Origin of the sequence: Herbaspirillum sp. 1130 (assembly GCF_017833835.1) — a bacterium.
Classification (GTDB): domain Bacteria; phylum Pseudomonadota; class Gammaproteobacteria; order Burkholderiales; family Burkholderiaceae_D; genus Herbaspirillum; species Herbaspirillum huttiense.
The window spans coordinates 438,259-462,809 of record NZ_JAFICQ010000005.1 but is presented as its reverse complement, the minus strand read 5'-3'; the positions used below and the strand labels follow the sequence as shown (position 1 = coordinate 462,809).

Annotated in this window: 27 protein-coding genes and 1 tRNA gene; 20 read left to right on the top strand and 8 right to left on the bottom strand. The window is 61.8% G+C overall.

Annotated features, from left to right (window positions below; genetic code table 11):
- The first annotated feature begins 263 nt into the window (after window positions 1–263).
- From JOD78_RS23570 to JOD78_RS23515, 13 genes are all read left to right on the top strand, one after another.
- Window positions 264–1,805 (top strand): glycosyltransferase family 4 protein, encoded by a 1,542-nt coding sequence (locus JOD78_RS23570; protein ID WP_227022779.1) that lies wholly within the window; start codon window positions 264–266, stop codon window positions 1,803–1,805.
- Between the two features lie 5 nt (window positions 1,806–1,810).
- Window positions 1,811–2,653, top strand: coding sequence for a hypothetical protein (locus JOD78_RS23565; protein WP_209570052.1), 843 nt, complete (start codon window positions 1,811–1,813; stop codon window positions 2,651–2,653).
- Window positions 2,654–2,854: 201 nt separating this feature from the next.
- Window positions 2,855–2,986: a hypothetical protein gene (locus JOD78_RS28260; RefSeq protein WP_276842091.1), complete on the top strand. Its 132-nt coding sequence runs from the start codon at window positions 2,855–2,857 to the stop codon at window positions 2,984–2,986.
- Window positions 2,987–3,017: 31 nt separating this feature from the next.
- On the top strand, window positions 3,018–3,968 hold the full coding sequence (locus tag JOD78_RS23560) for an SDR family oxidoreductase (RefSeq protein WP_034331005.1): 951 nt from the start codon (window positions 3,018–3,020) through the stop codon (window positions 3,966–3,968).
- A complete protein-coding gene (locus JOD78_RS23555; protein WP_034331006.1) occupies window positions 3,965–4,552 on the top strand; it encodes an SIS domain-containing protein in 588 nt (195 codons plus the stop codon). The genes JOD78_RS23560 and JOD78_RS23555 overlap by 4 nt, the downstream gene beginning before the upstream one ends.
- Before the next feature lie 2 nt (window positions 4,553–4,554).
- The gene (locus tag JOD78_RS23550) at window positions 4,555–5,547 is read left to right on the top strand and encodes a GDP-mannose 4,6-dehydratase (protein WP_121040769.1); all 993 of its coding nucleotides are present in this window, start codon (window positions 4,555–4,557) and stop codon (window positions 5,545–5,547) included.
- A gap of 85 nt (window positions 5,548–5,632) precedes the next feature.
- A complete protein-coding gene (locus JOD78_RS23545) occupies window positions 5,633–6,460 on the top strand; it encodes a transketolase (RefSeq protein WP_134137059.1) in 828 nt (275 codons plus the stop codon).
- Entirely contained in the window at window positions 6,457–7,389 is a 933-nt protein-coding gene (locus JOD78_RS23540; RefSeq protein WP_209570050.1) for a transketolase C-terminal domain-containing protein, read from the top strand. The genes JOD78_RS23545 and JOD78_RS23540 overlap by 4 nt, the downstream gene beginning before the upstream one ends.
- A 1-nt stretch (window position 7,390) precedes the next feature.
- Window positions 7,391–7,996 (top strand): haloacid dehalogenase-like hydrolase, encoded by a 606-nt coding sequence (locus JOD78_RS23535; protein ID WP_209570048.1) that lies wholly within the window; start codon window positions 7,391–7,393, stop codon window positions 7,994–7,996.
- Entirely contained in the window at window positions 7,990–8,988 is a 999-nt protein-coding gene (locus JOD78_RS23530) for an aminoglycoside phosphotransferase family protein (RefSeq protein ID WP_209570069.1), read from the top strand. Before JOD78_RS23535 ends, JOD78_RS23530 begins: the two co-directional genes overlap by 7 nt.
- 3 nt (window positions 8,989–8,991) lie before the next feature.
- Window positions 8,992–9,660 carry a class I SAM-dependent methyltransferase gene (locus tag JOD78_RS23525; protein ID WP_121040779.1) on the top strand — a complete coding sequence of 223 codons (669 nt, stop codon included), beginning with the start codon at window positions 8,992–8,994 and terminating at the stop codon, window positions 9,658–9,660.
- Window positions 9,661–9,665: 5 nt separating this feature from the next.
- Window positions 9,666–10,721, top strand: a complete 1,056-nt coding sequence (locus JOD78_RS23520; RefSeq protein ID WP_121040781.1) for a zinc-binding dehydrogenase — start codon at window positions 9,666–9,668, stop codon at window positions 10,719–10,721.
- A gap of 17 nt (window positions 10,722–10,738) precedes the next feature.
- Window positions 10,739–11,518, top strand: coding sequence for a phytanoyl-CoA dioxygenase family protein (locus JOD78_RS23515; RefSeq protein WP_209570046.1), 780 nt, complete (start codon window positions 10,739–10,741; stop codon window positions 11,516–11,518).
- Between the two features lie 20 nt (window positions 11,519–11,538).
- On the opposite strand, the gene JOD78_RS23510 is transcribed toward JOD78_RS23515, so the two are convergent.
- Entirely contained in the window at window positions 11,539–12,972 is a 1,434-nt protein-coding gene (locus JOD78_RS23510) for a GSCFA domain-containing protein (RefSeq protein WP_134137109.1), read from the bottom strand.
- 523 nt (window positions 12,973–13,495) lie between these two features.
- On the opposite strand from JOD78_RS23510, the gene JOD78_RS23505 reads away from it, so the two are divergent.
- The 6 genes from JOD78_RS23505 to JOD78_RS23480 all read left to right on the top strand — a co-directional run bounded on the left by JOD78_RS23505 (window position 13,496) and on the right by JOD78_RS23480 (window position 20,006).
- Window positions 13,496–14,290 carry a nucleotidyltransferase family protein gene (locus JOD78_RS23505; RefSeq protein ID WP_204726938.1) on the top strand — a complete coding sequence of 265 codons (795 nt, stop codon included), beginning with the start codon at window positions 13,496–13,498 and terminating at the stop codon, window positions 14,288–14,290.
- Window positions 14,291–14,498: 208 nt separating this feature from the next.
- On the top strand, window positions 14,499–15,047 hold the full coding sequence (locus JOD78_RS23500; RefSeq protein ID WP_034331021.1) for a WbuC family cupin fold metalloprotein: 549 nt from the start codon (window positions 14,499–14,501) through the stop codon (window positions 15,045–15,047).
- Window positions 15,044–16,285, top strand: coding sequence for a class I SAM-dependent methyltransferase (locus JOD78_RS23495; RefSeq protein WP_134137065.1), 1,242 nt, complete (start codon window positions 15,044–15,046; stop codon window positions 16,283–16,285). The genes JOD78_RS23500 and JOD78_RS23495 overlap by 4 nt, the downstream gene beginning before the upstream one ends.
- Window position 16,286: 1 nt before the next feature.
- Window positions 16,287–17,036: an SDR family oxidoreductase gene (locus JOD78_RS23490; RefSeq protein WP_204726937.1), complete on the top strand. Its 750-nt coding sequence runs from the start codon at window positions 16,287–16,289 to the stop codon at window positions 17,034–17,036.
- 67 nt (window positions 17,037–17,103) lie between these two features.
- Window positions 17,104–18,600: a PfkB family carbohydrate kinase gene (locus JOD78_RS23485; RefSeq protein ID WP_209570044.1), complete on the top strand. Its 1,497-nt coding sequence runs from the start codon at window positions 17,104–17,106 to the stop codon at window positions 18,598–18,600.
- 227 nt (window positions 18,601–18,827) lie between these two features.
- Window positions 18,828–20,006: a class I SAM-dependent methyltransferase gene (locus JOD78_RS23480; RefSeq protein ID WP_209570043.1), complete on the top strand. Its 1,179-nt coding sequence runs from the start codon at window positions 18,828–18,830 to the stop codon at window positions 20,004–20,006.
- Between the two features lie 50 nt (window positions 20,007–20,056).
- Here the strand turns inward: JOD78_RS23480 and JOD78_RS23475 are convergent, their stop codons facing one another.
- From JOD78_RS23475 to JOD78_RS23465, 3 genes are all read right to left on the bottom strand, one after another.
- Window positions 20,057–20,986: a glycosyltransferase gene (locus tag JOD78_RS23475; RefSeq protein ID WP_209570041.1), complete on the bottom strand. Its 930-nt coding sequence runs from the start codon at window positions 20,984–20,986 to the stop codon at window positions 20,057–20,059.
- A 59-nt stretch (window positions 20,987–21,045) separates the two neighbouring features.
- Window positions 21,046–21,285, bottom strand: coding sequence for a hypothetical protein (locus JOD78_RS23470; protein ID WP_134137070.1), 240 nt, complete (start codon window positions 21,283–21,285; stop codon window positions 21,046–21,048).
- Window positions 21,258–21,333, bottom strand: a tRNA-Arg gene (locus JOD78_RS23465). The genes JOD78_RS23470 and JOD78_RS23465 overlap by 28 nt, the downstream gene beginning before the upstream one ends.
- A gap of 243 nt (window positions 21,334–21,576) precedes the next feature.
- Here JOD78_RS23465 and JOD78_RS23460 point away from each other — a divergent pair.
- Window positions 21,577–22,137, top strand: coding sequence for a c-type cytochrome (locus tag JOD78_RS23460; protein WP_121040797.1), 561 nt, complete (start codon window positions 21,577–21,579; stop codon window positions 22,135–22,137).
- Window positions 22,138–22,315: 178 nt separating this feature from the next.
- On the opposite strand, the gene JOD78_RS23455 is transcribed toward JOD78_RS23460, so the two are convergent.
- The 4 genes from JOD78_RS23455 to JOD78_RS23440 all read right to left on the bottom strand — a co-directional run bounded on the left by JOD78_RS23455 (window position 22,316) and on the right by JOD78_RS23440 (window position 24,456).
- Window positions 22,316–23,047, bottom strand: coding sequence for an OmpA family protein (locus JOD78_RS23455; RefSeq protein WP_121040799.1), 732 nt, complete (start codon window positions 23,045–23,047; stop codon window positions 22,316–22,318).
- 176 nt (window positions 23,048–23,223) lie between these two features.
- Window positions 23,224–23,670, bottom strand: a complete 447-nt coding sequence (locus tag JOD78_RS23450) for a hypothetical protein (RefSeq protein WP_121040801.1) — start codon at window positions 23,668–23,670, stop codon at window positions 23,224–23,226.
- Between the two features lie 55 nt (window positions 23,671–23,725).
- The gene (locus tag JOD78_RS23445; protein WP_039783474.1) at window positions 23,726–24,136 is read right to left on the bottom strand and encodes a phage holin family protein; all 411 of its coding nucleotides are present in this window, start codon (window positions 24,134–24,136) and stop codon (window positions 23,726–23,728) included.
- A gap of 11 nt (window positions 24,137–24,147) precedes the next feature.
- Window positions 24,148–24,456 (bottom strand): DUF883 family protein, encoded by a 309-nt coding sequence (locus JOD78_RS23440; protein WP_039783473.1) that lies wholly within the window; start codon window positions 24,454–24,456, stop codon window positions 24,148–24,150.
- Between the last annotated feature and the right edge of the window lie 95 nt (window positions 24,457–24,551).

The window sequence follows — 24,551 nt, the reverse complement described above, 5'->3', positions numbered from 1 at the left end:
AACCGTGGGTCTGGGCGGTTTATCGAGGCCAATTTGGCTTTTTGCAGTCCGCCGCAGCAGCCGGCCATGCGAGGATTTGTCGCCCTCTTTGCCGCCAATTCAGACCATTCCCCGCAAAAGTGCGCTGCTATACTGCCCCGATTGCATGAGGTCTGCCCTGCAGGGGGCGCAGCGCCTGGATGCCGCCGCCGGGGCCAGGAAGCCGGGGCGCTGTCCGTTGCGCAGATCATCGAGCCACCCAGAGACAGACCACCGAGTAGCATATGAGACCAGATTTGTTCGCCCGGCTGCACTCCCCCTACTACATCTTTGCGCCCGCCTTCTCCACCCAATCGGAAGAAGCCCTGCTGCTGCATCGCCTCTGCCACGCGCTGAACCTGTGGGGCGAAGAAGCCTATGTCACCGAAGAAGGCAGCACCGCCCTGCGCACGCCGCGACTGACGCAAGAGCTCATCAACGCCCACCTGGCGGCCGGACGCAATCCCATCGTGATCTACGCCGGCAGCGTGGCCGGCAATCCCCTGTCCGCAGTGAACGTGGTGCGTTTCCTGCTCAAGCCTGGACAGGCCGCGCTGGCCGGCGAATTGCCATTGGCCTGGCAGCCCGGACTCGGTGGCGGCGTGCAACTGCTGGAATTGCCGCTGCTACCAGCGGCGGACCAGGCAGCCCGCCGCGACCTGGTGGCGGGGCAGTTGGACGACTTCATCCTGGCCAGCCAGCGGCGCTTCAACGCGCCTCCTGCAGCGCCGGCCTTTGCGCCCGCACCGGCCCCGACGCGCCGCAAGAAACGGCTGGTGGTGTATTCGGTGGAATCGACCTGGAGCCCTTGCCCGCAGATCCGCCTGATCCGTCCCTTCGCCCATCTGCAGGACGAGTGGGAACTGGTCTGGGGTATCCAGAATGGCCAGCTGCAGAGCAATTACCTGGCCGATGCCGACCTGATACTGCTGCATCGCTACACCCCCGGCCTGATGTCGCTGGACGTGCTGCGCACCATCTTCAGTTCCAAGGTTCCCATCATCTACGAGTCCGACGACCTGCTCAACGAGATTCCGGCCGACCATCCTGAAGCCCAGCAAGGCGCGGCCTGGAAGACCGGCATCGAGTTCGCGGTGCGGCATGCGAAGGCCGTCGTGGTCTCCACCGAATTCCTCGCCGCCAAGTACCGCGAGCTCAATGCGGCGGTCCACGTCCTGCCCAACTACATCGATTTCGATCTGTTCTACCGTCCGGTTCCCCAGTCCACCGCCCCCGACGGACGCATCAACATCGGGCTGCTGGGCTCTTCCATCCAGCCCTCCAATTTCGCGCTGGTCGACCAGGCCTTGCGCGCCCTGGTGGAGCGCTACGGTACGCGCCTGCACATCGACTTCGTCGGCTGGGAGTGCCCGCAGGGCTGGGCCGGCCATCCGCTGACGACCTTCCATACCTTCGTGCATCAGTACGTGGACTATGCGGCGCAATTGCGCCAGTGGAACTGGGATATTGCGCTGATCCCGCTGGCCAGCGACGAATACAATCAATGCAAGAGCTACATCAAGTGGCTCGATTACTCGGCGGCCGGTATCGCCTCCGTCTTCAGCGACGTCTCCGTGTACAGCCAGGTCGTCACGCATGAGGTCACCGGACTGTTGATGCCCAATTCAAGCCAGGCATGGCTGGACGCCATCACGCAACTGATCGAATCGCCCGGGAAGCGCCACGCCTTGGCCGCCGCCGGGCAGAAGGAAGTGCGTGAAGGCTTCGACCTGGCCGCCAAGGCCGCCCACTATCACGATGTCTACAGCCGTTGCCTGGCCCCCTGATGACCATGAACAAGCACATCCTGCAGATCCACTACGACGAAGCCAGCCGCCGCATGCTGGATCCCGGCTTCACGCCGCTTGAGATCGTCGGCAATCCCCGGCCTGACTGGCGCGAGTACTGGGGCATCCGCAATTATTTCCTGAACACGGCGCTCAATGAGGACGATTACTACGGTTTCCTCTCTCCGCTGTTCTTCGACAAGACGCGCATGAACGCGCAGCAGGTGCACGCCTTCATGGACAGCCGCCTTGGCGCGGATGTGTACACGTTCTCGCCGTCGATGTCGGATGCCTCGGCCTACCTGAGCGTCTTCGAACAGGGCGCCCGGCGCCATCCCGGCATCGTTCCGGTCGCGCAGGCGCTGATGGCCGACATCGGACTGGAAGTGAACCTGCAATCGCTGATCAACAATTTCCGCTCCACCGCGTACTGCAATTACATCATTGCCAAGCCCGTGTTCTGGGACAAGTGGTTCGCCATCAACGAGCACATGTTCGCCCTGGCGGAGGCCAATGCCACGCCACTGGCGCGCAAGCTCAACGAAGTCACCGACTATGGCAAGAGTACGGTGCAGATGAAGGTTTTCATCATGGAGCGCATCGGTTCGCTGGTGATGGCGCTCATGCCCGAACTGCAGGTGACGAATCTGAACATTGCCGCCATGCGCTTCGGTGACCCGCTGTTCTATCCCTGCCGCGACGAGATGGTGATCCTGGATGCGCTCAAGACTGCCTACCTGCATTCGGCCGACCAGGCTTACCTCGATCGTTTCCACGCCCTGCGCCACGACCTGCTGCGGCGCTGCGATCCCGAGTACCGACAGGATCGCCCGGCCAGCTTCTTCTGATCCTACACCGGACGCCGCGCCGGCGCGGCGGCCATCCGGCCATTCAAGTTTTGCCCTTTCCTTCCGTAGATGAACGCATCGGTGCGGGCTTGCCTACCTGCGCGCGGGCGATCCTTCAATGACGTCCATGCGATAAATAGGGGGCAAGTTTCCTCGCTTATGTGGCCGTCGTCCGCCTGCCCAAGCTGTCAAGATGCAAGCATGGGCAAGACTCTCTGTGATATTTCTCCAGGGAAATTTCCTGCGCTGCAAGCGCACGGTACGGCCTCGGCCGAGGTATCCGCAGCCGCCGGCCTGATCCGCTTTGGCCAGCCATGGCGCGATCACCACTGACAGTTTTTACATTAGGGAATCACGCGTAGATATGAATATTCTGGTCACCGGCGGCTGCGGCTACAAAGGCAGCGTTCTCGTCCCCAAACTGCTGGCGCGCGGCTACAAGGTGCATGTGCTGGACATCATGTGGTTCGGCAATTATCTGGCCCCCCACCCCAACCTGACCGTGACCGAAGGTGACGTGCGCAACATCGACCAGATCAATCTGGACGGTGTCGACACGATCATTCACCTGTCGTCGGTCGCCAACGATCCCTGCGGTGATCTCGATCCCAAGCTGACCTGGGAGGTCAGCGCACTGGCCACCATGCAACTGGCCGACAAGGCCGTGCGCAAGGGTGTCAAACAATTCATTTACGCTTCTTCCGGCAGCGTCTACGGCGTCAAGGAAGAGCTGCAGGTCACCGAAGACCTCGAACTGAAGCCGATCTCCGAATACAACAAGACCAAGATGGTCTCCGAGCCGGTGCTGCTGAGCTACAAGGACCGCATGATCGTCCAGATCGTGCGTCCGGCCACCGTGTGCGGCTACTCGCCGCGCATGCGCCTGGACGTGTCGGTGAACCTGCTGACGATGCAGGCGCTGGCCAAGGGCAAGATCACCGTGTTCGGCGGCACCCAGGTGCGTCCGAACATCCATATCGATGACATCACCGATGTCTACCTGCACCTGATCGATCATCCGGAAATCACCGGCGTCTACAACGCCGGCTTCGAGAACATCTCCATCCTGGACATCGCGCGCATGGTGGCCAAGCACATCCCGGTGGACATCGTGGTGACCGAATCGAACGATCCGCGCTCTTACCGCGTGAATTCGGACAAGCTGCTGGCCACCGGTTTCAAGCCGTCCAAGTCGGTCGAGACCGCCATCACCGAGATCATCGAGAAGTACCGCAGCGGCGTGCTCAAGGATGAGGACCGCTATTACAACCTGAAGTGGATGGAGCAGACCGTACTGTCTCCCAAGGCGGCATGAGCCCGGCACCGGTTTCGCTGACGGCGTTCCAGGATTACGCCACCCGCCTGCAGGCGGTACTGGCAGGTTCGGACTGGAATGGCGTGGGCCGCCTGGCGCAGGCCATGCAGGAATGCTGGCTCAAGGGCCGCCAGGTCTTTCTGTGCGGCAATGGCGGCAGCGCCGGCAATGCCATCCACCTGGCCAATGATTTCCTGTACGGCATCGCCAAACGCACGGGCGGCGGCATGCGGGTCTCGGCGCTGTCGGCCAATGCCGCCGTGCTGACCTGCCTGGCCAACGACATCGGCTACGACCACATCTACTCCGAGCAGCTGGCCGTGCAGGCGCAACCGGGCGATCTGCTGATCGTGCTGTCGGGCAGCGGCAATTCGGGCAACATCCTGCGTGCGCTGGAACAGGCCAGGAAGATGGACGTGCTTTCCTGCGCCATCCTCGGCTACAGCGGCGGCAAGGCCAAGGACCTGTGCGACATCCCGGTCCACTTTGCGGTGGATGACATGCAGATCGCCGAGGACATGCAGGTGATCGTGGGGCATATGGTCATGCAGTGGCTGTACGAAAACAAACCCGCAGTGGAATGAACATGTCGGCAAAATATCTCATCATCGGCAGCAACTCGTTTTCCGGTGCCAGCTTCGTGGATTACCTGCTGCGCAACGGCAACGACGTCATCGGCGTGAGCCGTTCACAGGAGCCGCATCGCGCGTTCCTGCCTTATCGCTGGTCCGAGCATCAGGCCGCATTCACGTTCTACCCGTATGACCTCAACAAGGACCTGGCCGCGCTGACCGAATTGATTCAGCGCGAGAAGCCCGCCATCGTGGTCAACTTCGCCGCGCAAAGCATGGTCGCCGAAAGCTGGAAGAATCCGGAACACTGGTTCGAGACCAACGTCATGGCGACCATCCGCCTGCACGAAGTGCTGCGCCAGTGCGACTTCCTGGACAAGTACGTGCACATCACCACACCCGAGGTGTATGGCAGTACCGATGGCTTCATCAAGGAAGACACGCCGTTCAACCCGAGCACGCCCTATGCGGTGTCCCGCGCGGCGGCCGACATGAGCCTGAAGACCTACTTCGATGCCTACGGTTTCCCGGTAGTGTTCACCCGGGCCGCCAACGTCTACGGTCCGGGCCAGCAGTTGTATCGCATCATTCCGCGCACCATCCTCTCGGTGCTGACCGGGAAGAAACTGCAGCTGCATGGCGGTGGACTCTCGCGCCGCTCCTTCATCCACATGCGCGATGTATCGAGCGCCACCCACGCCATCGCCACGCGCGGTATCAATGGCCAGACCTACCACATCTCCACCGACGAGATCGTCAGCGTGCGCGAACTGGTCGAGCGCATCTGCGCCAAGCTGGACGTGGATTTTGCGGCGAACGTCGAGATCGTCGGCGAGCGCCTGGGCAAGGATGCCGCCTACATGTTGGATAGCAGCAAGCTGCGCCAGAGCCTGGACTGGAACGTGAAAGTCTCGCTCGACGAAGGACTGGATGAATGCGTCAGCTGGGTCCGGCAGAACCTGGACGCCATGCAGGCCATGGAATGGAACTACGTCCACAAGCCCTGAGCCGCACTGATGTGCAGCCTCGGCGAATGCCGCATCGTTTTGCTGCCCGTTTGAAAGAACGGGCATTGCTTTTGGATAGATCGTTATGGCCCAAGACATTACCGCGCTGAAGAAAACAGCCAGCCAGCTGCGTGGCCGCATCATCGAGAATGCGCACCGCACCCAGACACCGCACCTGGGCTCCTGCCTTTCCTGCGTGGACATCCTCACGGCGGCTTATTTCGGTACGCTGCGCATTGATCCTTCCAGGCCGGCCGACCCGCTGCGGGACCGTTTCATCCTCAGCAAGGGGCACGGCGCTGCCGCACTGTTTCAGGTGCTGGCCTTGCGCGGCTTCTACCCGATCTCGATGCTGGACGACTATGGCAAGGACGGTGGCATCTTCGCCGAACACCCCCCGACGCCTGATCACTTGCCCGGTATCGAGGCCGCTACCGGCTCGCTCGGCCATGGTCTGCCGATCGGCCTGGGCATGGCCCTGGCCGGTCGCATCCAGCAACAGCGCTATGACGTCACGGTGCTGCTGGGTGACGGCGAATGCAATGAAGGTTCGGTCTGGGAAGCCGCCATGATGGCCGCGGCCCAGCGTACCGGCAACCTGATGGTGCTGGTCGACTTCAACAAGTGGCAGGCCACCGGCCGCAGCGAGGAAGTGCTGGCTTTGAATCCGCTGGTGGACAAGTGGCGCGCCTTCGGCTGGGATGCGATGGAGATCGATGGGCACGACATGGCGACCCTGGTCGAGATCATGGGACGCCCGCGCGCACCCGAAGGAAAACCCATTGCCGTGGTGGCACACACCGTCAAGGGCAAAGGCGTCTCCTTCATGGAAGACGACAACAACTGGCACTACCGGATTCCCAATGCCGACGAAGTGGCCGCTGCCTATCAGGAACTGGGAGCTCAGGCATGAGAAACGCATTTGCAGATGAGATCACCAAACTGGGTAGCAGTGATCCGCGCGTGGTGCTGCTCTCGGGCGACATCGGCAACAAGCTGTTCGACAAGTTCAAGGCCGCCAACGGCACGCGCTTCCTCAACTGCGGCATCGCCGAAGCCAACATGATGGGCGTGGCCGCCGGCATGGCACTGTCCGGCTTGCGGCCCGTGATCTACACCATCACGCCGTTCACCACCACCCGCTGCTTCGAGCAGATCCGCGTAGATGCCTGCTATCACAACGTCCCGGTGATCATCGTGGGGACCGGCTCCGGACTGTCCTATGCCGAACTGGGGCCGACCCATCATTCCTGCGAAGACCTGGCGATCATGCGGGTACTGCCCAACATGACAGTGCTCGCGCCGGCCGACGAAGTCGAGCTGCGCCAGTGCCTGCGTGCTGCGCTCAAGCTTGATGGCCCGGTCTACATCCGCATCGGAAAGAAAGGCGAGCAGATCGTTCCCAAGCAGGACGAGCACTTCGAGATCGGCCGCACCATCAATGTGCGCAGCGGCAGCGATGTCTGCCTGATCGGTGCCGGTACCTTGCTGCCCACCGTGATGGCGGCAGCCGATTTGCTGCAGGCACGCGGGATCTCGGCGCGCGTGGAGAGCTTCCACACCATCAAGCCGCTCGATGAAGCCAGCCTGGAGCAGGCGTTCGCGGGATACGCGGTGGTGGGCGTGGTGGAAGAACACAGCCGCATCGGCGGCCTGGGCGGTGCCATTGCAGAATGGCTGGCGCGGCAGGAGCCCATGAAGGGGCGTCTGCTTGGCTTCGGCGTGGACGACAGCTTCATGCACGAGATCGGCTCGCAGGAGTATGCACGCGCCAAGTACGGACTGACCGCCGACAACATCGCCGCCAAGGTGGAGGCTGCGTTCCGGAAGACGGCAGGCTGAGATGCGCATCGGACTGGATTTCGACAACACCATCGTCACCTACGACTCGCTGTTCCACAAGGTGGCAACCGAGCAGGGACTGGTCCCGGCGAGCTTGCCGGTCTCCAAGCTCGCCGTGCGCGACTACCTGCGCGAGGCAGGCCAGGATGCCGTCTTCACCGAACTGCAGGGCGATGTCTACGGCGCCCGCATGGGCGAGGCCGAAGCCTTTGCGGGCGTGTTCGACTTCATCCGTCAGGCTTCTGCGCGGGGTGCCGAACTGCTGATCATCAGCCACAAGACCCGCTATCCCTTCAAAGGTCCGCAACACGATCTGCATGCGGCGGCCACCGGCTGGATTGACGGCACGCTGCGCGCAGCCACCGGGAACGACGCCGTGCAGGCCGTGTATTTCGAGCCGACCAGGGAGGCCAAGATCGCGCGCATCGCCGACTGCGGCTGCGATTACTTCATCGACGATCTGCCCGAGATCCTGCGCATGCCGGGATTCCCGCCGCAGACGGTGCGCCTGCTGTTCGATCCCGAGGGCAATCATGCTGCCACATCGGAATTCACGCGACTCAGTGGATGGCCGGGGATCCGGGCCTTCTTCGAGGAACGATGGTGAACACCGGGCTGCAAGCCACCATCACGGCCTTGCTGACACAGTCGGGACTGGATGCTGGCGACCTGCGCCTCACTGCGCTCGACGGCGGCGGCAACAACCGCGTCTATGCCGTCGACACGGCGGGTGGCCGCTATCTGGCCAAGGCCTATTTCAGCGATGCTGCCGATACCCGCGACCGCCTGGGAGCGGAGTACCGTTTCCTGCGCTACGCCGGCAAGCTCGGCTTGCGCTGCGTTCCGCGCGCGCTGGCCTGCGACCTCCAACAGCGGGTCGGCCTTTACGAATACGTCCATGGCGAGAAGATCGTCGCAGCACGACTGACATCGGCCCATGTCATGGACGCCGCACAATTTCTGCACGCCCTCAATGCGGCGCGGCACGACGGTCACGATCTGCCGCCGGCCTCCGAAGCCTGTTTCGATCTGACGCAACACCTGACCAGCGTCGACCGGCGCATCGCGCGCCTGCAGGCCCTCGTCCCCGGCGATGCAGTGGACGCACAAGCGCAGGCACTGATCAGCGAGATGGCGGCAGTCTGGCAGCGCCACCGTGCACGGCTGGTTGCCGAGGGTCTGCCAGTGCTGTTGGAGGCGGACCGTTGCATATCGCCTTCCGACTTCGGCTTTCACAACGTCCTGCTGCGACCTGATGGCCAGTTGTGCTTCATCGATTTTGAATACGCCGGGTGGGATGATCCGGCCAAGATGATCGGTGACTTCTTTTGCCAGCCCGCCGTCCCGGTACCCTTTGGCGACTTCGAGGATTTTGCCGGCCAGGCACTGGCCTGGTCCGAGCGGGCCAGCTCCCTGCGTGAGCGCTCCCTGCAACTGCTGCCGGTGATGCAGGCCAAATGGTGCTGCATCATGCTCAACGAATTCCTGCCCGAGGCCGCGCGGCGACGGCAGTTTGCCGATGCCTCGATTTCAGTGGAGCAGCGCAAGCGCACCCAGCTCGACAAGGCGCGACAATTTTTCCAATCCAGACTGGTATAAGACATGGCCTACATCGACTTCCTCAGCTCCGTTCACAAAAGCACCCAGCGCGATTATCTGGCGCGCGTGAACGACCCTGAATTCCCCAAGCCCAAGGCGGCCGAGCTGGCCAAGCAATGGGGATTCGACTACTGGGACGGCGATCGCCGCATCTGCTACGGCGGCTATCGCTACATGCCGGGCCGCTGGGCACCGGTGGCGCAGGCGATGATCGACCACTATGGCCTGAAGGCGGGCGACAAGGTGCTCGACGTGGGATGCGGCAAGGGATTTCTGCTGTACGAGATGTCGCTGCTGGTCCCCGGCCTGGAAATCCATGGCATCGACATTTCTCCGTATGCGCTGGAGCATGCCAAGGAAGAGATCCGCGATCGCCTGCTGTTGGGCAATGCCACCAGCCTGCCCTTCCCTGACCAATATTTCGATTTCGTCTTTTCCATCACCACGCTGCACAACCTGCACAACTACGATCTGGACAAGGCCTTGCGGGAAATGGAGCGGGTCGGCAAGCAGAAGTATGTTTGCGTAGAGTCATATCGCAACGAAACCGAAAAGGCTAACCTGCTGTACTGGCAGGTCACCTGCGAAGCCTTCTGTACCCCCGAAGAATGGGACTGGTGGTTCCGCCAGACCGGCTATACCGGCGACCATTCCCTCATCTATTTCGAGTGAACACCATGAGCATTCCCAAGACCATGCGTGCGGCCATCCTGGCCGAACTGCAACAGCCGCTGATCATCGATGAGGTCGAACTGCCGCCGCAGCTCGACGTCGGACAAGTGCTGGTGAAGATCGGTGTCAGCGGCGTATGCGGCTCGCAGCTCGGTGAAATCGACGGTGCCAAGGGCGAGGACAAGTACCTGCCGCACCTGCTCGGCCACGAGGCCTCGGGCATCGTGGAGGAAGTCGGTCCCGGCGTGCGTTTCGTCAAGCCGGGCGACCGTGTGGTATTGCACTGGCGCAAGAGCCAGGGTATCGAATCGCTTCCGCCCAAGTACACCTGGCGCGGCAAGCCGCTCAACGCCGGCCTGATCGCGACCTTCAACGAATATGCCATCGTGTCGGAGAATCGCGTCACCCGTATCGATCCGTCCAGCGACATGGACGTCGCTGCGCTGTTCGGGTGTGCGGTCACCACGGGCTTCGGTGTGGCAGAGAACAATGCGGACATCCGTTTGGGTGAATCGGTGGTGGTCTTCGGTGCCGGCGGCGTCGGCCTGAACATCATCCAGGCAGCCTCGCTGCGCTCGGCCTATCCCATCATTGCGGTCGATCTGCACGAAGGCCGGCTGGCGCTGGCCAAACAGGTCGGTGCGACGCACCTGATCAATGCCAGCCAGGTCGATGCACGCACAGCGCTGCTGGAGCTGACGGGCAAGCAGGGCATCGACGTCTTCATCGACAACACCGGACAGCCGTCCATCATCGAGATGGGCTATGAGCTGACCAAGGCGCAGGGACGCGTGGTTCTGGTGGGGGTGCCGCGTGCCGGCCGCAACATCAGCATCTACTCGCTGCCGCTGCACTTCGAGAAGACCATCAGTGGCTCGCATGGCGGCGAGGCCGTGCCGCATGTCGACATTCCCCGCTATACCAGGCTGCTTGATGCCGGCCTCATCCAGCTCAAGCCGCTCATCACCGAGCACTTCAAGCTGGACGACATCAACGTCGCCATCCAGCGCATGCGCAGCGGTGCCATGTCGGGCCGCTGCCTGATCCGCATGCACGACTGACCCAGCGCGAGCACGCCATGACTGCACTGAACCTGAAGCACAAGATTTTCGACACGCCCGGCTACTCCAGCGATGTCCGGCTCACGCCTGAGGAGCTGGAGGTGTTTCGCGCGGCCATCACCGAGCAGTGGCTCGACGTGATCGGTAGGGCGCATCCGGAGCTGGTGGCGCAATTCAGGGAAGTGGGCATCGCGCGTTATCACGAGCTGTCCCATCTGCTAAAGCACGAATCACTCTGGCCCAAGCAGCATCGCTGCCTGCCGCTGCACAGTTGCCAGCAGATTCGCGGACTGCCGTTCCTTCAGACCATCCGTGCGGAGATGGGCGAGTTTGCCATCTCCGATGTCTTCTATGGGGATACCCACGAGGCCGGACGCGAAGAGATCTACTGGAGACTGGTACGCCCGAATGCGCCACGCGACATCGGCGGCATGCACGCCGACAAGTGGTTTCACGATGTCATGGGCATGGACGATCGCGCCTTCGCGGCACAGGCGGAGACCGTCAAGATCTGGATTCCGATCTATTCACAGCCAGGGCGCAACGGGCTCATGATCGTGCCCGATTCGCATCGCCGCCAGTATCGCTACCACGGCGAACCCGGTGCCGGAGGCATGAAGCCCATCATCGATGAAGATCCTGCGACACTGGGTGCGCAGCTGATGCTCACGGAGCCCGGCAACATGCTCATCTTCAACGAAGGCATTCTGCATGGGGGGGCGGTCAATCTGGGAGACCAGACCCGCGTGAGCGTGGAGATCACGCTGGTCTTCCCGCAACGGATGACGAAAAACTGACCGCCGTCCGCCAGCGCTGATCAGCGACCGGCGTCGAACATGTCGATGAAAGCGCCGATGGTCCCGTTGACCTTCTCTTCCGAGACATGCCATGCGGCGCCATCATCGGCCGCATAGAAGTTGCTGGCATTGGAGCCGCCCCAGCGGAAGACCTCGAAGGAGGGCCAGTAAAGCACATTGTTCAGGCCGGATTGGTGCACCACCTGATGCGCCACCAGGCGCATGGTGCTCTTGGACAGGCAGTCGGCCACGACGCAGGATTCAAATTCAAACGACGCAATCAGCGGCACCGGCGAGACCGTGATCACCACTTTGGCGTGCGGAGCCAGCTTGCGCACGAAGTTGATCAGGTACAGGACGTTGTCCACGTTCTCCTGCACGGTGGTCGTCCGGTATTCGTACTTCTCGCCCAGCACGCGGGAGTTCAGCGCGGTCGGGCGCGGCAGCACGAAAGCGCCGGTGGTCTTGTCGAAGAAAGCCGGTGCCACCCCGAGCGTAAGGATGAAGACATCCGAGTTGCGAATCTTCTCCAGCGTGCTGTCGGCACTCCAGCCCGGCGGCAGCAGTTCCTGGATACGCTCACTCACCGCCACATCGGTCTTGCCGGTGCTGAGCCAATCGACAAAGGCGCGATTGGCGAAGGTGGTGTTGATGTACTCCGAGATTTCCATGTGGGTGCTGTTGTAGCCGCTCTTGTTCAGGGCGGCGGAAATGTTGCGCGCAAAGCAGGAACCCATGGTGAAGAAGCGCGTGGCACGGCTGATGAATTTCTCTTCGTTGCGCAGATCGAAGGCGATGTGTTTCTTGATCAGCGCAGGCAGGTCGCCGACGAAATCCTCGGTGAGCGGATAGCGTCCGATTTTCTTGCGTTTCGGGCTCGCTGCCTCGGCTTGCTGGGCCAGCGCAGCCTTGCCAAGCTTGATGGTTTCGCGATTGGTATCGGTATCGTAGACGGCCGGGTCCAGCGCGATGGCTTTTTCCAGTGCGGCAATCGAGTCCGCCAGGTTGTTGGCTACATTGTTGATGTGCGAGAGACTTTCGCTGAGATGGTAGTAGTCCGCAGCACTATTGGACATGGCGACCAGCCTGCGATACAGGTCGGCGGCCTTTTCCTGTGGGCCGACATAGCTGCAGCGCTGTGCGGCAAAGCGCACCAGCGCGCAGTTGGCCTCGGTGCCGTTGTCGAACAGAGCGGGAAAATCCTCCAGGATGGACACTGCCGCATCCCGTGCGGCGGCCAGCTGTTTGTGCGACCCGTCATCAATCAGCTGCGCATGGATGAAACGCGCGTTGAGATCACTCTTTTCCTCGGCCAGCCTGGCGAAGCAGGCAATGGCATCGCTGCGGCGGTTTTCCCGAATGAATTGAGCGCCGGCGGCGAGCAGGTCCTCACGCTTGCCGTGCTCGATCAGGTGGGTCACGATGGGGTCAAGGTTGGAGGCTGATGAGTTCATGATGGCTTCGCTGAAGTGGGGTTGCTCACGTACTGCTTGCACGCGGGCCTGAATGCACCGGGCCTGCCTATCGCCGCAGGCCCGCTGTCGTCGTCACGCAGCGAGCATGCAGAACCGGAGGCTCGCCGCACGTGTGGTTCTGGTGCGACTGATTTTACACAGGTTCAGTTGCGCTCTGGACGGCTGTAAATGCAGGAAAAAGGGGGGTTATTCCCGCGTTGAACTGCCGTAACAGGCTGTTCAGCCCCCACGCTGGCGGCGCAGCGCTGCGCCAAATCAAGAGCTAGCCCCCCTTTCCGCCGGTTATTCCCTGCTTTGGCGTGATATTGGCCCATTATCATCTGTCACATCCGGAAAAGGCGGCTCCGCCGCACAGAACGCGCCAGAGAAATCATCCAAGGAACCCCATGCCTACCGTCGTCCTCCCGGCCCGAAAGCACCGCAGTGACCAGGTGCCATTGACCGACCATGCGTTGTTTGAAAACGCCAACTGCCGGGCGACGCACGCTGCGTCCGATTTCCCATGCGCGCACTTCTGCTAGCTGCCGGCCTGGGAACCAGGCTGCGTCCCCTGACCGATCTGCTGCCGAAATGTCTGGTTCCGATCAACGGCCGGCCGCTGCTGGACTACTGGATCGAGAACCTGCTCGGACAGGGCGTGGACGACATCCTGATCAATACCCACTATCAGGCCCGTCTGGTGGAGCGCTACATCGCCGCCAGCTGTTGGCGCGACCGGGTCACGCTGGTCAGCGAGCCTGTCTTGCTGGGCACGGCGGGCACTGCACTGGCCAACCGCGCGTTCTTCGGCAACAAGCCCTTCCTGCTGGCACATGCCGACAATCTGACCCGTTTCGACTGCCGCGATTTCCTCGCTGTGCACCGCGACCGCCCGGTGCACACCGCCTTGACCATGATGCTGTTCGAGACACCCGATCCCCGTTCTTGCGGCATCGTCGAGCTGGATGCCAACGGCGTGGTGCAGGCCTTCCACGAAAAGGTCCCGGAGCCACCTGGCAGGCTGGCCAACGCGGCGGTCTACCTGCTCGAACCGGAGGTACTGGATTTTCTGGACAGCCTGGGTCGTCCCGACATCGACTTCAGCACCGAAGTCATTCCGCACTATCTGGGCAGGATCGCCACCTTCACCAACCATGCCTACCATCGCGATATTGGCACCGTGCAGAGCTGGACCCAGGCCCAGCAGGACTTTCACATGCCCCCGGCCCAGCCCGGAAATGCGCACGCCTGGGCAGAGCTGACGCAATCCCTCGCACCGGAACTGCATCAGCTGCTGCACCGGCTGGCCGGGCAGTGAGTTGCCATGACGGTGGCAAAACGCCTATTTGGCGGGCATTTGCACGGCCGTTTCACGGATGGCCGCGCTAGCCACCGGGTTATCCTGTGCAAGATGCATTGTCCACGATTGCCAATGTGGCAATAAAACTCACAATAGGGAAACCTGTGCGGGGGTGCGGCCGGTACGGCTGATTTCGCCGCACATTTTTTAGTCGTGTTGGAAGGCCATGAACCAGGATCAGCGCAAATACCGATTCCAGAACCCCGAGGTGATCTATTCGGAAATGGAGATCGTGACCGCTTCGCGGGAGGACATCGAGCATCTGCAGGCGCTGTCGTCCCGCAATCCGCGCAAGCGGGTGCGCCTGTGTGCGCACGACAGCCCCGACGATGCCTTGCACGAGATGCTCATCATTCATGAGCGCGGAGCGTACGTGCGTCCGCACAAGCATCCTGGCAAATCGGAATCGATGCACGTGATTGCCGGCCGGGTCGATCTGGTGATGATGGACGACGAAGGGCAAGTGACCCGCGTCATCGAAATGGGCGACTATGCATCCGGCTTGCCCTTCTACGAGCGCATGGACAAGCCGATCTTTCACACCTTGATCATCCGCTCGCCGGTCCTGGTCTTCCATGAAGTGACCAACGGCCCCTTCCTTCCCGCCGCCACGGCGTTTCCCGCCTGGGCAGCCGATGGCAGCGATGCCGCGCTGGCCGACGCCTACATCCGGGAACTGGAACTCCGAATCAAGCCCTTTACGAGAACCCAATGAAGCAAATCATCCATCGCCGCACGACCTGCCGCGCTTGCGGCAGCCATGATCTGGACCTGGTATTCGCACTCAAGCCCACCCCCATCGGCGACGACTATGTCACCGCAGAGCGCCTCGGCGAAGCACAGCCGAGCTATCCTATCGATCTGTTCATGTGCGGTCAGTGCGGTCTGGCGCAGATCACCGACATCATTGACCCGGACGTTCTGTACGGCAACTACATCTACGTCACCCAAAGCTCCCCCGGTCTGCATGCCCACTTCCACGCCTACGCTCGGAACGTCGTACAGCGCTGCCAGCTTGCGCCCGGCTCGCGCGTCATGGACCTGGGCTCCAATGACGGAACTCTGCTGCGTTCGTTCAAGACACTCGGCATGGATGTGCTGGGCGTGGAGTTCGCCGCGCACATCGCCGAGCAGGCAACCGCCAGCGGCATTCCCACCATCGGCAAGTTCTTCGACCGCGGTCTGGCCAAGGACATCCTGGCGCAGCACGGCCCTGCCCGGGTGATCACGGCCAACAATGTGTTCGCCAATATCGATGATCTCGGTTCGTGGGTCGACGGCATCAACACCTTGCTGGCCGACGATGGCGTATTCGTCTTCGAGAGCTATTACCTGGCCGACCTCATCGACAACATGGTGTTCGATTTCATTTATCACGAACACCTTTCTTCGTTCTCGGTGCGCCCGATCCAGGCGCTGTTTGCCCGCGTGGGGCTGGAGCTGACGGCCATCGAGCGGGTCGCCACCAAAGGCGGATCGCTGCGCTATTTCGTCCAGCGCCCCCAAGGTCCGGTCCAGCCGGATGGCTCGGTGCAGCAACTGCTGGAAGAAGAAGATCGCAAGGGGATCTACCGCAAGGACACCTACGATGCCTATGCCGCCAGGATCGATGCCCTGAAACGGCAAACCCTGGACTTCCTGCGCCAGGCCAAGGCCGAGAACAAGACGGTGGCCGGCTTCGGTGCGTCCATCACCTGCACCACGCTCATCTATCACTTCGAACTGGGGCAGTACCTCGATTACCTCGTGGACGACAACCAGGCCAAGCAGGGCCGCTACAGCCCGGGCTGGCACCTGCCGGTGCTGCCGTCGTCGGCGATCTACGAGCGCAAGCCGGATTACGTGCTGGTCCTGGCCTGGCGGTTTGGCGAACCCTTCATCCAGAAACACCAGGCCTACCTTGAGCAAGGTGGCCATTTCATTCAGCCCGTGCCGGGTTTCAAGATCGTCTGAGATGAGTGAACGTCATTTCCTGGTCGTCGGCGGCAGCAAGGGCAGCGGCCTGGCATTGGTGGAGCACCTGCTGGCAGCAGGGCAGCGCGTCTCGGTGCTCGCACGCAGTGCCAGCCCGCTGCCATCGTCCCCGCTGCTCAATTGGCAACAGCTGGATGTGACCGACGGGGGGGCGTTGCGTGTCGCGCTCGATGCGTGTGCCAGGTCTCAGGGAAAGATCGACAGTGCCGTCTTTATGCAGCGCAACCGCGCGGCCGGCGACGCCTTCGACACCGATCTGGCCGTCGCCCTGACCGCCACCCGCAATGCGATCGACCATCTGCTGGCACAAGGCCATTTCAGCCTGGACGAATCCGGCAACAGCATCGTGATGGTCAGTTCCATCGCAGACCACTACGTCGCCCCGGAACAGGATCTTGGCTATCACGTCAGCAAGGCCGGCCTGGTGCAGCTGGCGCGCTATTACGCTCTGCAGCTTGGTCCGCATGGCATCCGGGTCAATGTGGTGTCGCCCTGCGTGGTCATCAAGGAAGCCGCGCGGGAGTATTACCGCCAGAACAGCTGGATCACGGATCGCTTCGAACGCTTCATTCCCCTGCGGCGCGCCGGCTCCTCCCGCGACATCATCAATGCCATCCTGTTTCTCACAGGAGAACAGAGCAGCTATATCACCGGACAAAACATCGTGGTCGACGGCGGCCTGAGCTTGCGCAGCCATGAATCGATCATCAGGGATTTTCCCAGGCAGTGAAGTGACCGCGTGCGGCAGAAAAAAGCGACCGGCACGGACCGGATCAGGCAAGGTATCGGAGGATCAATTGGATAGTTCGTCTACAACTGACATCGCAGAAATCAACAAAGCCAAGAGCCTGGCGGGCGAAGGCGCACGCATCGTCTTCGTCGCCGGCAACTTCAACACGGTACACCCGGGCCACCTGCGCTTGCTCAAGTTCGCCTCGGAATGCGGCGACTTCCTGGTCGTCGGCGTGGCAGGCGACCATGTCCCCGGTGCGCTGCTGCCGGCCCAGTTGCGCTTCGACGGCATTACTGCCATCAGTTTCGTGGACCATGCCTTCGTGATGACTTCTGCACCGGAGGACATCATCCGCGCGCTCAAGCCCAGCATCGTGGTCAAGGGCGACGAGCATGAGTCCAAGTTCAATCCCGAGCAGGCGGCCGTGGATGAATATGGCGGCAAGCTCATGTTCAGCTCGGGGGAGATGCGCTTCTCATCGATCGACCTGCTCAAGCGCGACATCCTCGAACCCAACCTGTCGTCCATCGTGCTGCCCAACGATTACCCGGAGCGTCACGCCTTCACGATGCACGACCTGCGCAGCACGGTGGAGAAATTCAAGGGATTGCGGGTCGCTGTACTGGGCGACCTGATCGTCGACGAATATGTCAGCTGCGAAGCCCTGGGCATGTCGCAGGAAGATCCGACCCTGGTGGTCACCCCCATCATGCAGGAGCGCTTCATCGGCGGGGCGGGCATCGTGGCGTCGCATGCCTGCAAGCTCGGCGCGCAGGTCAATTACTTCTCGGTCGCAGGCAAGGATGCCGCTGCCGACTTCGCCCGTGAGAAGCTGAGCGAATACCATGTCACGGCCACGCTCTTCGAAGACGACAGCCGCCCGACCACGCTCAAGCAGCGCTTCCGCGCCGCTGGCAAGACCTTGCTGCGCGTGAGCCATCTGCGCCAGCACGACATCGAACCCCGGCTGGCCCAGCGCTACGCCGAGGCCGTCATCGCCACGCTGGACAACTGCGATCTGGTGATCTTCTCCGACTTCAACTACGGCTGCCTGCCGCAGGCCGTGGTCGATCAACTGGTGGAAGCCTGCGTCGAGCGCGGCATCCCCTTCGTCGCTGACAGCCAGTCCTCCTCGCAGATGGGCGATGTATCGCGCTTCCGCGGGGCCATGCTGCTCACGCCGACCGAACGCGAAGCACGCCTGGCCGTGCGGGACTACAGCTCGGGTCTGGTGGTGCTGGCCGAAAAGCTGCGCCAGCGCTCGCAGTCGGAGAACATCATCCTGACCCTGGGGGCCGAAGGCATCCTGGCTCATGCGCAGTCCGAGGGTGAGCTGGATTGGCTTACCGACCGCCTGCCTGCCTTCAACAGTTCGCCCAAGGATACGGCAGGTGCCGGCGACAGCTTCCTCACCTGCACCTCCATGGCCATGACGGTCGGGGTAGACATCTGGCAAAGCATGTATCTGGGATCGATTGCGGCCGCCTGCCAGGTCAGCCGCGTGGGCAACATCCCCTTGTCCGCCAGTGATCTGATGCAGGAGCTGGCCGACCAGCATTAACGCGCGCCTGACTGCAGGAGCCGGCATGCGTGCCGGCCTGCGCCGGTGCACAGAAGAGACAGAGTGATGCCCGCGAGACCCCTGCGCAGCTGCTGCACGAGCAGCATGCAGGGCAATACCGGGCAGACTGAGCAATCAAGGGTAGCTCGTGCCGCAAGGTCCGAGCATCAGGCCGAAGGGTCTGGCGGCCGAGAGCACCCGATCCGAACTTTCCGAGGAAATACACCATGACTGAGAAAATGTACGAGTACTACGCCAAGCAGGACGTACAGCCGACCTATGCCGATTTCAGCAGCGATGCCGAGCTTTCCCGCTATGCACAGTTGCGCAAGAACGTGTTCTTCCGTCTCTCGCTGCCCCTGGCCCTGTTTCAGGGCAAGGAAGTGCTTGAGTTCGGGCCGGATACCGGCGAGAACTCCATCGTCTTCGCCCAATGGGGCGCGCGCGTGACGCTGGTGGAACCCAATGCGGAGGCGCACCCCTATATCCGCCAGTATTTTTCCCGATTTTCCCTGGAATCGAATCTGACCGAGATCGTCACCAAGTCAGTTCTTGATTTCGAGCCGGCCCGCCAATACGACTTCGTGGATGCAGAAGGCTTCATCTATACCGTGCAGCCGACCAGCGCCTGGGTCAGCAAGCTGCATGAATGCCTGAAGCCGGATGGCATCGCCTTGGTGACCTATGTCGAGAAGTACGGCAGCTTCATGGAATTGCTGTTGAAGGCGATCTACCAGACTGCCCTGCGCCACGGCCAGGGTGAGGGCGGCATCGAGACTGCCCGGCATCTGTTCCTGCCGAAGTGGAACAGCATTGCGCATACGCGCAAGATCGAGTCCTGGTTCATGGACGTGATCCAGAATCCCTTCGTGCGCATGAAATATTTCATCGATCCGGCGCAATTGCTGCGTGAGATGCACGCCGGTCATTTCCGCCTGTATTCGGCCTGGCCGAACTACAAGGATGTGCTGGCAATGAACTGGATCAAGGGCGAGTATCGCGCGGGCGACGACAACGAGGCGGCCATTGCCTATATCGAGCAGAGCCGGCTGAGCCACGTCCTCAGTACGCAATGCCTGTTGCCGGCGCCCTCACCGACCATCTCCAATCAGTTGGCCGAACTGGTCGGGATCGTGGATGGCCTCATCGACAATGCCTCGGAAACCAACTGCCTGCGCGCCGTCGCCATTCTGGATGAATTGATTGCCTTCCTTGCCGCGGGCAACATCATCGCGTCGCCAGAAGATGCGGCCAAGGCCCGGACCATCCTCACGATGATCAAGACGGCCATGACGCTGATGGGACAGGGCAAGATCGACGAGCTGACCACTTTCTGCCGTGAAGACAGCGTATTCATCGCCACCTGGGGCATGCCCAATCATCACGGGGTGTTCCAGAAGATGTAAGCCTGTACTGGCCGCGCGCGATGCGCGGCCAGGCACCATTGCGGCGGCACTTACATATTGTTCAGAATGGTGTCTGCCGCGAGAATCATCGGCTTGTAGATCTGCTGGAAATTGGAGGTCTGCTTGGCCGCCTCCGTGATACCGCCAAACTTGGCATAAAACAGGTTCTTGACGGACTGATGGAAGTAGGGCTCGCTCTTGAGCTTGGCGCGCAAGGAGTAGTCGCTGAGGAATTTGACGATCAGCAGCGCCATTTCAAATGCCGATCTGCCCGTGTGGACGTAGACGGTATCGCTGGAGAGCTGGTTGGCGACCTTGCGGAACACGGCAATGTAATCGTCCACGAAGCAGATCTCGCCGGGATGGGCCACCGCCATGTCAAGCGCCAGTGCCCAGTCCTGTCCCCGGAATTCCCCCAAGCCGTCGGCGGCCACCAGCTTGCTGAGCGTCAGGTCGAACATGAACCCGTTGCTGCCGTGGCGCGGCAAGGCATCGGTTTTGTAGATGCCGCAGAAGACATAGTGATCAAAACCGATCAATGCCTCGAAATCGCAATTGGGCTTGTATCGTCGGGCCTGCCAGCCAGGATGGCTGAGGTTGGACAACTGGCCGTTTTCCAGAATCTGGTATTTTCCGAAGGCCATTTTTGCGTTCGTGCGCAACATTTCCTGGAACAGCAGGGCGAGCTTTTCGGGATAAAACAGATCGTCGGAGGCCAGCATGGTCATGTAGGGCGTGTCGATCAGCGGGCACATCTTCTGATACCCCCCGAGCACACCCACGCTCGGACCGTCCCCCCCCAAGACCCGCACCCGCGCGTCGCCCGAATATCTGGCAAGGATTTCTGCCGTATTGTCGGTCGAACCATCGTTGTAGACGATCAGCTTGGTCACTGGCGATCCGGGCGCGAAAATGACGCTGGAAAGCAGGCTTTCCAGATAGATACCGTGGTTCTTGGTCGGAATGAGGAGAGTCAGCATGGGTCGGATCGCAAGCCTGTAATGAAATTGATCGGTTTTGACGGGCAGCTGGAACGATATCAGACGCGCTCATGCAGCACCAGCAGCTTGCATATGAAGCTGCGCTGCTCTCGCAGCAGCACAGGTCCGGCATATTTGATATTGCGCAAAGCAGCAAAAGCATAAAACGCGCATGATGTTTCCCAACGGAATTCGTTGCAACTATTGCAATTTGCGTTGGAAATCGGGTCGCAGAAGATTGACTGCTGGCGTGAGGAAGGCGGAAAAGAAGTGGCGCGGCTGGCGGGGATCGAACCCACGACCCTTGGCTTCGGAGGCCAATACTCTATCCACTGAGCTACAGCCGCGCTGAATCGGGGCGAACCCCGGAAAGGCCTGAAGGATACCGTCTTTCCGGCTGGACGTCCATGGCGCTGGCGGTTTTTCCGTGTCAAACGGAAAGCATTGTGACTATAATCAAGAGTTCGGCGAGAGAGCGCAATGAAAGCCCTGCCTGATCCCAGTTCCACGCAATGCCAGGCGATAAGGCAATACAAAGGGAACCGACGTTTTCCGCCCCAATTTCGAGGAAACATTACGGAGGGACGCCCATGAGCTCAGCTCAGCAGGAACACGAGTCGGCAATCAAGACTCCCAAGCAATTGATCGCAGCCGTCGTCGCAGGTTTTTTGGTCCCCATCGTGTGCATCGTGCTGCTCGTGCAGTACGTCACCAATGGCCAGAAAACCGGTGCCGGCTCCGACAGCCAGACGCCCGAGATGATCGCGGCACGCATCAAACCCGTCTCCGACGATGGCTTCACCTTCCGTGATGCCAACGGCCCCAAGCAACTGCTCTCCGGTGAAGAAGTCTACAAGACCACCTGCGCCGCCTGCCACAGCGCCGGCGTGGCCGGTGCTCCCAAGGTCGGTGACGCCGCCTCCTGGCAGGCCCGCATCGCCGCAGGCTATGACACCCTGGTCTCGCACGCCATCAATGGCCTGCGCGCCATGCCCGCCAAGGGCGGCAACCCTGATCTGGATGACGTCGAAATCCAGCGCACCGTGGTCTACATGGCCAACCAGTCCGGCGCCAAGTTCAAGGAACCCGAAGTGAAGGCCCCGGCCGCCGCCGAAGGTGCCGCACCGGCTGCCGACGCACCCGCCAAGTAATCCTCGCAGTGGCCAGCGACCCGCTCGCTGGCCTCGCCTAAAAAAAATCCCCGAAGCGAAATTCGGGGATTTTTCAATTTCATTCACGTACAAGCGGAGCCAAAAGCCCCTGCGCCCTATTCCAGCCCCTCCGGATGCGCCCTCATGCCGGGCGCATCGGAGAAAGCTTCATATCGCCTCAATACCGCTGGGGTGGAGGCGGCGGCGGGTAGTTGCCCGGTGCATAACCCGCCGGTGCCTGCTGCTGTGCCGGTGCTGCAGCCTGCTGCTCGGCCACGAAGATTTCCACGCGGCGGTTCTTGGCGCGGTTGGCATCGCTGGTGTTGGGGACCAGCGGCTCATGCGAACCACGGCCGGAGATGTTGAAGCGGTTGGCGGCCACGCCGCGCGTCGTCAGGTAATCGCGGGTGCGCGCCGCGCGCTGCTGCGACAGCGGGTCGTTGATGGCATCGCTGCCAGTGTTGTCGGTGTGGCCGACGATGGTCACGGTGGTGGCCGGGTTCTCCACCAGGGTGGCGGCGAAACGATCCAGCACCGGGCGCATCTCCGGCTTGATGTCGGCACGGCCGGTATCGAAGGAGATGTCGCTGGGGATTTCCAGTTTCAGGCGGTTGTCGGCAGTCTGCGTGACCTGCACGCCGGTGCCCTGGGTAGCCTGTTCCATGGCGCGTTTCTGGTTTTCCATGCGGTTGGACCAGATGTTGCCGGCCACCGCACCAATGGCGCCGCCGATGGCCGCACCACCCAGCGCACGTCCGCCACCGCCACCGCCGGTAGCTGCACCGATGATGCCGCCCAGGCCGGCACCGATACCCGCACCGGTGGCCGTGCCACGCTGGGTCGGGCTCATGTCGGCACAGCCGGAGAGCGCCAGCACGCCGGCGATCGCTGCGATTGAAATTTTCTTCATGTCATGTCCTTTCTTGCCTTGTCAGTCTTGTTGTCCAGGCCATGGGCCGGTGTCCTTCAGAGCGCATCGGGGCGGATATGTTCCTGCCGCGCTTGCCAAAACGCTATCCATGAATGACAAAGGCACCCGGAAAACCGGATGCCTTTGCAGGAACATCATGGATCACCCCGAAGCCTTCAATCCGGCTCCGGTGGCCCTTGCAATGCAGCCGTATCGGACGTATCCGATGGGTCCCGGCTGCCGCCGCGCTGGCTGAAGTAATACGCCAGCCCGCCCACGGCTGCAATCACGCCGCCCATCATCAGCGGCTTGCGCAGCCAGCGGCGTGACAGCAGCGAGGCACCGGTCATCAGCAGCGGCGTCACCGTCTGCAGATTCAGGTTGCCCAGTCCGCCGCTGAGCGACTTCAGGGATTTGATCGATTGCACCGTCCTGCCGCCGCCGAACAGCGAGGCGGCAAAATGGCCCACGCGGCTCAAGGCACCCTTGGCCAGCGACTCGGCGCTGAGATTCTCGCGCACGACTTCACGCGCTTCCATCACGCCCAGCCGGTACAGCGCGCCTTGCGCCAGCACCTTGCGCTTGCGTTCCTCATGGGTCATGCCCTGGTCCTGATCGCTCATGCAGTCCTCATTGAACTAGGAAAATTGCCGCAGACTTCACGTGCAGACAGTCTCATCACAACAGCGCATCGCGGTCCTTGCGCAGCTCGGACATGGTCTGCGGCAGCGACAGCTTGCCCTGCATCAGCACCGACCTGGCGTAATACACCAGACCCACGGTTGCCACGCTGAACACGAAACCCAGCAGGGCCAGGATCTTCCAGCCCCAGGTATCCCAGGCCAGCATGACCACCAGCACCGACCAGAAGGCGATGGCGAACCACAACGCGACCGCGGCCAGCACGAAGATGACGGCGAAACGGACCAGATTGGCCCCGATCTCCGACATCTCCAGCGAAGCCAGTTCGATGCGGCTGATGATGAGGCCCAGCAGGTTCTTGGCCAGGCCCAGCAGGCCCGCCGTCAAGCCGGGGTTGGCGGCATGCGCGGCAGGTGCGGCCGGGCCTTCCTTGTGGGGCGTCGCCATCGGGGCGGCGCTTACTTGCTGCGGCCGATGACCAGGCCGACCAGCAGGCCCAGGCCTGCCGAGATGGCCACGGCACGCCACGGATTCTCGTGGACGTAGTCGTCGGTCTTGGCGGCGACTTCCTTGCCCTTCTCGATGGCGGCGGCTTGAGCGGTCTGGGCGGCTTCGGCAGCGGCTTCCAGCAGGGTCAGGCCACGCGCGCGCAGCTCGTCGGCCTTCTCGCCGGTGGCGGCGGCGGCCTCGGCGAACAATGCCTGGGCGTCCTTGACCAGCGTCTTCATGTCATTGCGAACGGTCTTCAGTGCGGGGGATTGAGGCATGTAAATTCTCCTTTTTTGCCGGTGATGGAAAAGACTAGCAAGTCGCCGCACCCTGAACGCCGCACCTGAAGAGGTGCTGCATTGCGACGACCGTT

Coding starts and splice junctions, on each gene's coding strand:
- JOD78_RS23570 (WP_227022779.1), top strand. CDS start 264: ATGAGACCAGATTTGTTCGCCCGGCTGCACTCCCCCTACTACATCTTT.
- JOD78_RS23565 (WP_209570052.1), top strand. CDS start 1,811: ATGAACAAGCACATCCTGCAGATCCACTACGACGAAGCCAGCCGCCGC.
- JOD78_RS28260 (WP_276842091.1), top strand. CDS start 2,855: ATGGGCAAGACTCTCTGTGATATTTCTCCAGGGAAATTTCCTGCGCTG.
- JOD78_RS23560 (WP_034331005.1), top strand. CDS start 3,018: ATGAATATTCTGGTCACCGGCGGCTGCGGCTACAAAGGCAGCGTTCTC.
- JOD78_RS23555 (WP_034331006.1), top strand. CDS start 3,965: ATGAGCCCGGCACCGGTTTCGCTGACGGCGTTCCAGGATTACGCCACC.
- JOD78_RS23550 (WP_121040769.1), top strand. CDS start 4,555: ATGTCGGCAAAATATCTCATCATCGGCAGCAACTCGTTTTCCGGTGCC.
- JOD78_RS23545 (WP_134137059.1), top strand. CDS start 5,633: ATGGCCCAAGACATTACCGCGCTGAAGAAAACAGCCAGCCAGCTGCGT.
- JOD78_RS23540 (WP_209570050.1), top strand. CDS start 6,457: ATGAGAAACGCATTTGCAGATGAGATCACCAAACTGGGTAGCAGTGAT.
- JOD78_RS23535 (WP_209570048.1), top strand. CDS start 7,391: ATGCGCATCGGACTGGATTTCGACAACACCATCGTCACCTACGACTCG.
- JOD78_RS23530 (WP_209570069.1), top strand. CDS start 7,990: ATGGTGAACACCGGGCTGCAAGCCACCATCACGGCCTTGCTGACACAG.
- JOD78_RS23525 (WP_121040779.1), top strand. CDS start 8,992: ATGGCCTACATCGACTTCCTCAGCTCCGTTCACAAAAGCACCCAGCGC.
- JOD78_RS23520 (WP_121040781.1), top strand. CDS start 9,666: ATGAGCATTCCCAAGACCATGCGTGCGGCCATCCTGGCCGAACTGCAA.
- JOD78_RS23515 (WP_209570046.1), top strand. CDS start 10,739: ATGACTGCACTGAACCTGAAGCACAAGATTTTCGACACGCCCGGCTAC.
- JOD78_RS23510 (WP_134137109.1), bottom strand. CDS start 12,972: ATGAACTCATCAGCCTCCAACCTTGACCCCATCGTGACCCACCTGATC.
- JOD78_RS23505 (WP_204726938.1), top strand. CDS start 13,496: ATGCGCGCACTTCTGCTAGCTGCCGGCCTGGGAACCAGGCTGCGTCCC.
- JOD78_RS23500 (WP_034331021.1), top strand. CDS start 14,499: ATGAACCAGGATCAGCGCAAATACCGATTCCAGAACCCCGAGGTGATC.
- JOD78_RS23495 (WP_134137065.1), top strand. CDS start 15,044: ATGAAGCAAATCATCCATCGCCGCACGACCTGCCGCGCTTGCGGCAGC.
- JOD78_RS23490 (WP_204726937.1), top strand. CDS start 16,287: ATGAGTGAACGTCATTTCCTGGTCGTCGGCGGCAGCAAGGGCAGCGGC.
- JOD78_RS23480 (WP_209570043.1), top strand. CDS start 18,828: ATGACTGAGAAAATGTACGAGTACTACGCCAAGCAGGACGTACAGCCG.
- JOD78_RS23475 (WP_209570041.1), bottom strand. CDS start 20,986: ATGCTGACTCTCCTCATTCCGACCAAGAACCACGGTATCTATCTGGAA.
- JOD78_RS23460 (WP_121040797.1), top strand. CDS start 21,577: ATGAGCTCAGCTCAGCAGGAACACGAGTCGGCAATCAAGACTCCCAAG.
- JOD78_RS23455 (WP_121040799.1), bottom strand. CDS start 23,047: ATGAAGAAAATTTCAATCGCAGCGATCGCCGGCGTGCTGGCGCTCTCC.
- JOD78_RS23450 (WP_121040801.1), bottom strand. CDS start 23,670: ATGAGCGATCAGGACCAGGGCATGACCCATGAGGAACGCAAGCGCAAG.
- JOD78_RS23445 (WP_039783474.1), bottom strand. CDS start 24,136: ATGGCGACGCCCCACAAGGAAGGCCCGGCCGCACCTGCCGCGCATGCC.
- JOD78_RS23440 (WP_039783473.1), bottom strand. CDS start 24,456: ATGCCTCAATCCCCCGCACTGAAGACCGTTCGCAATGACATGAAGACG.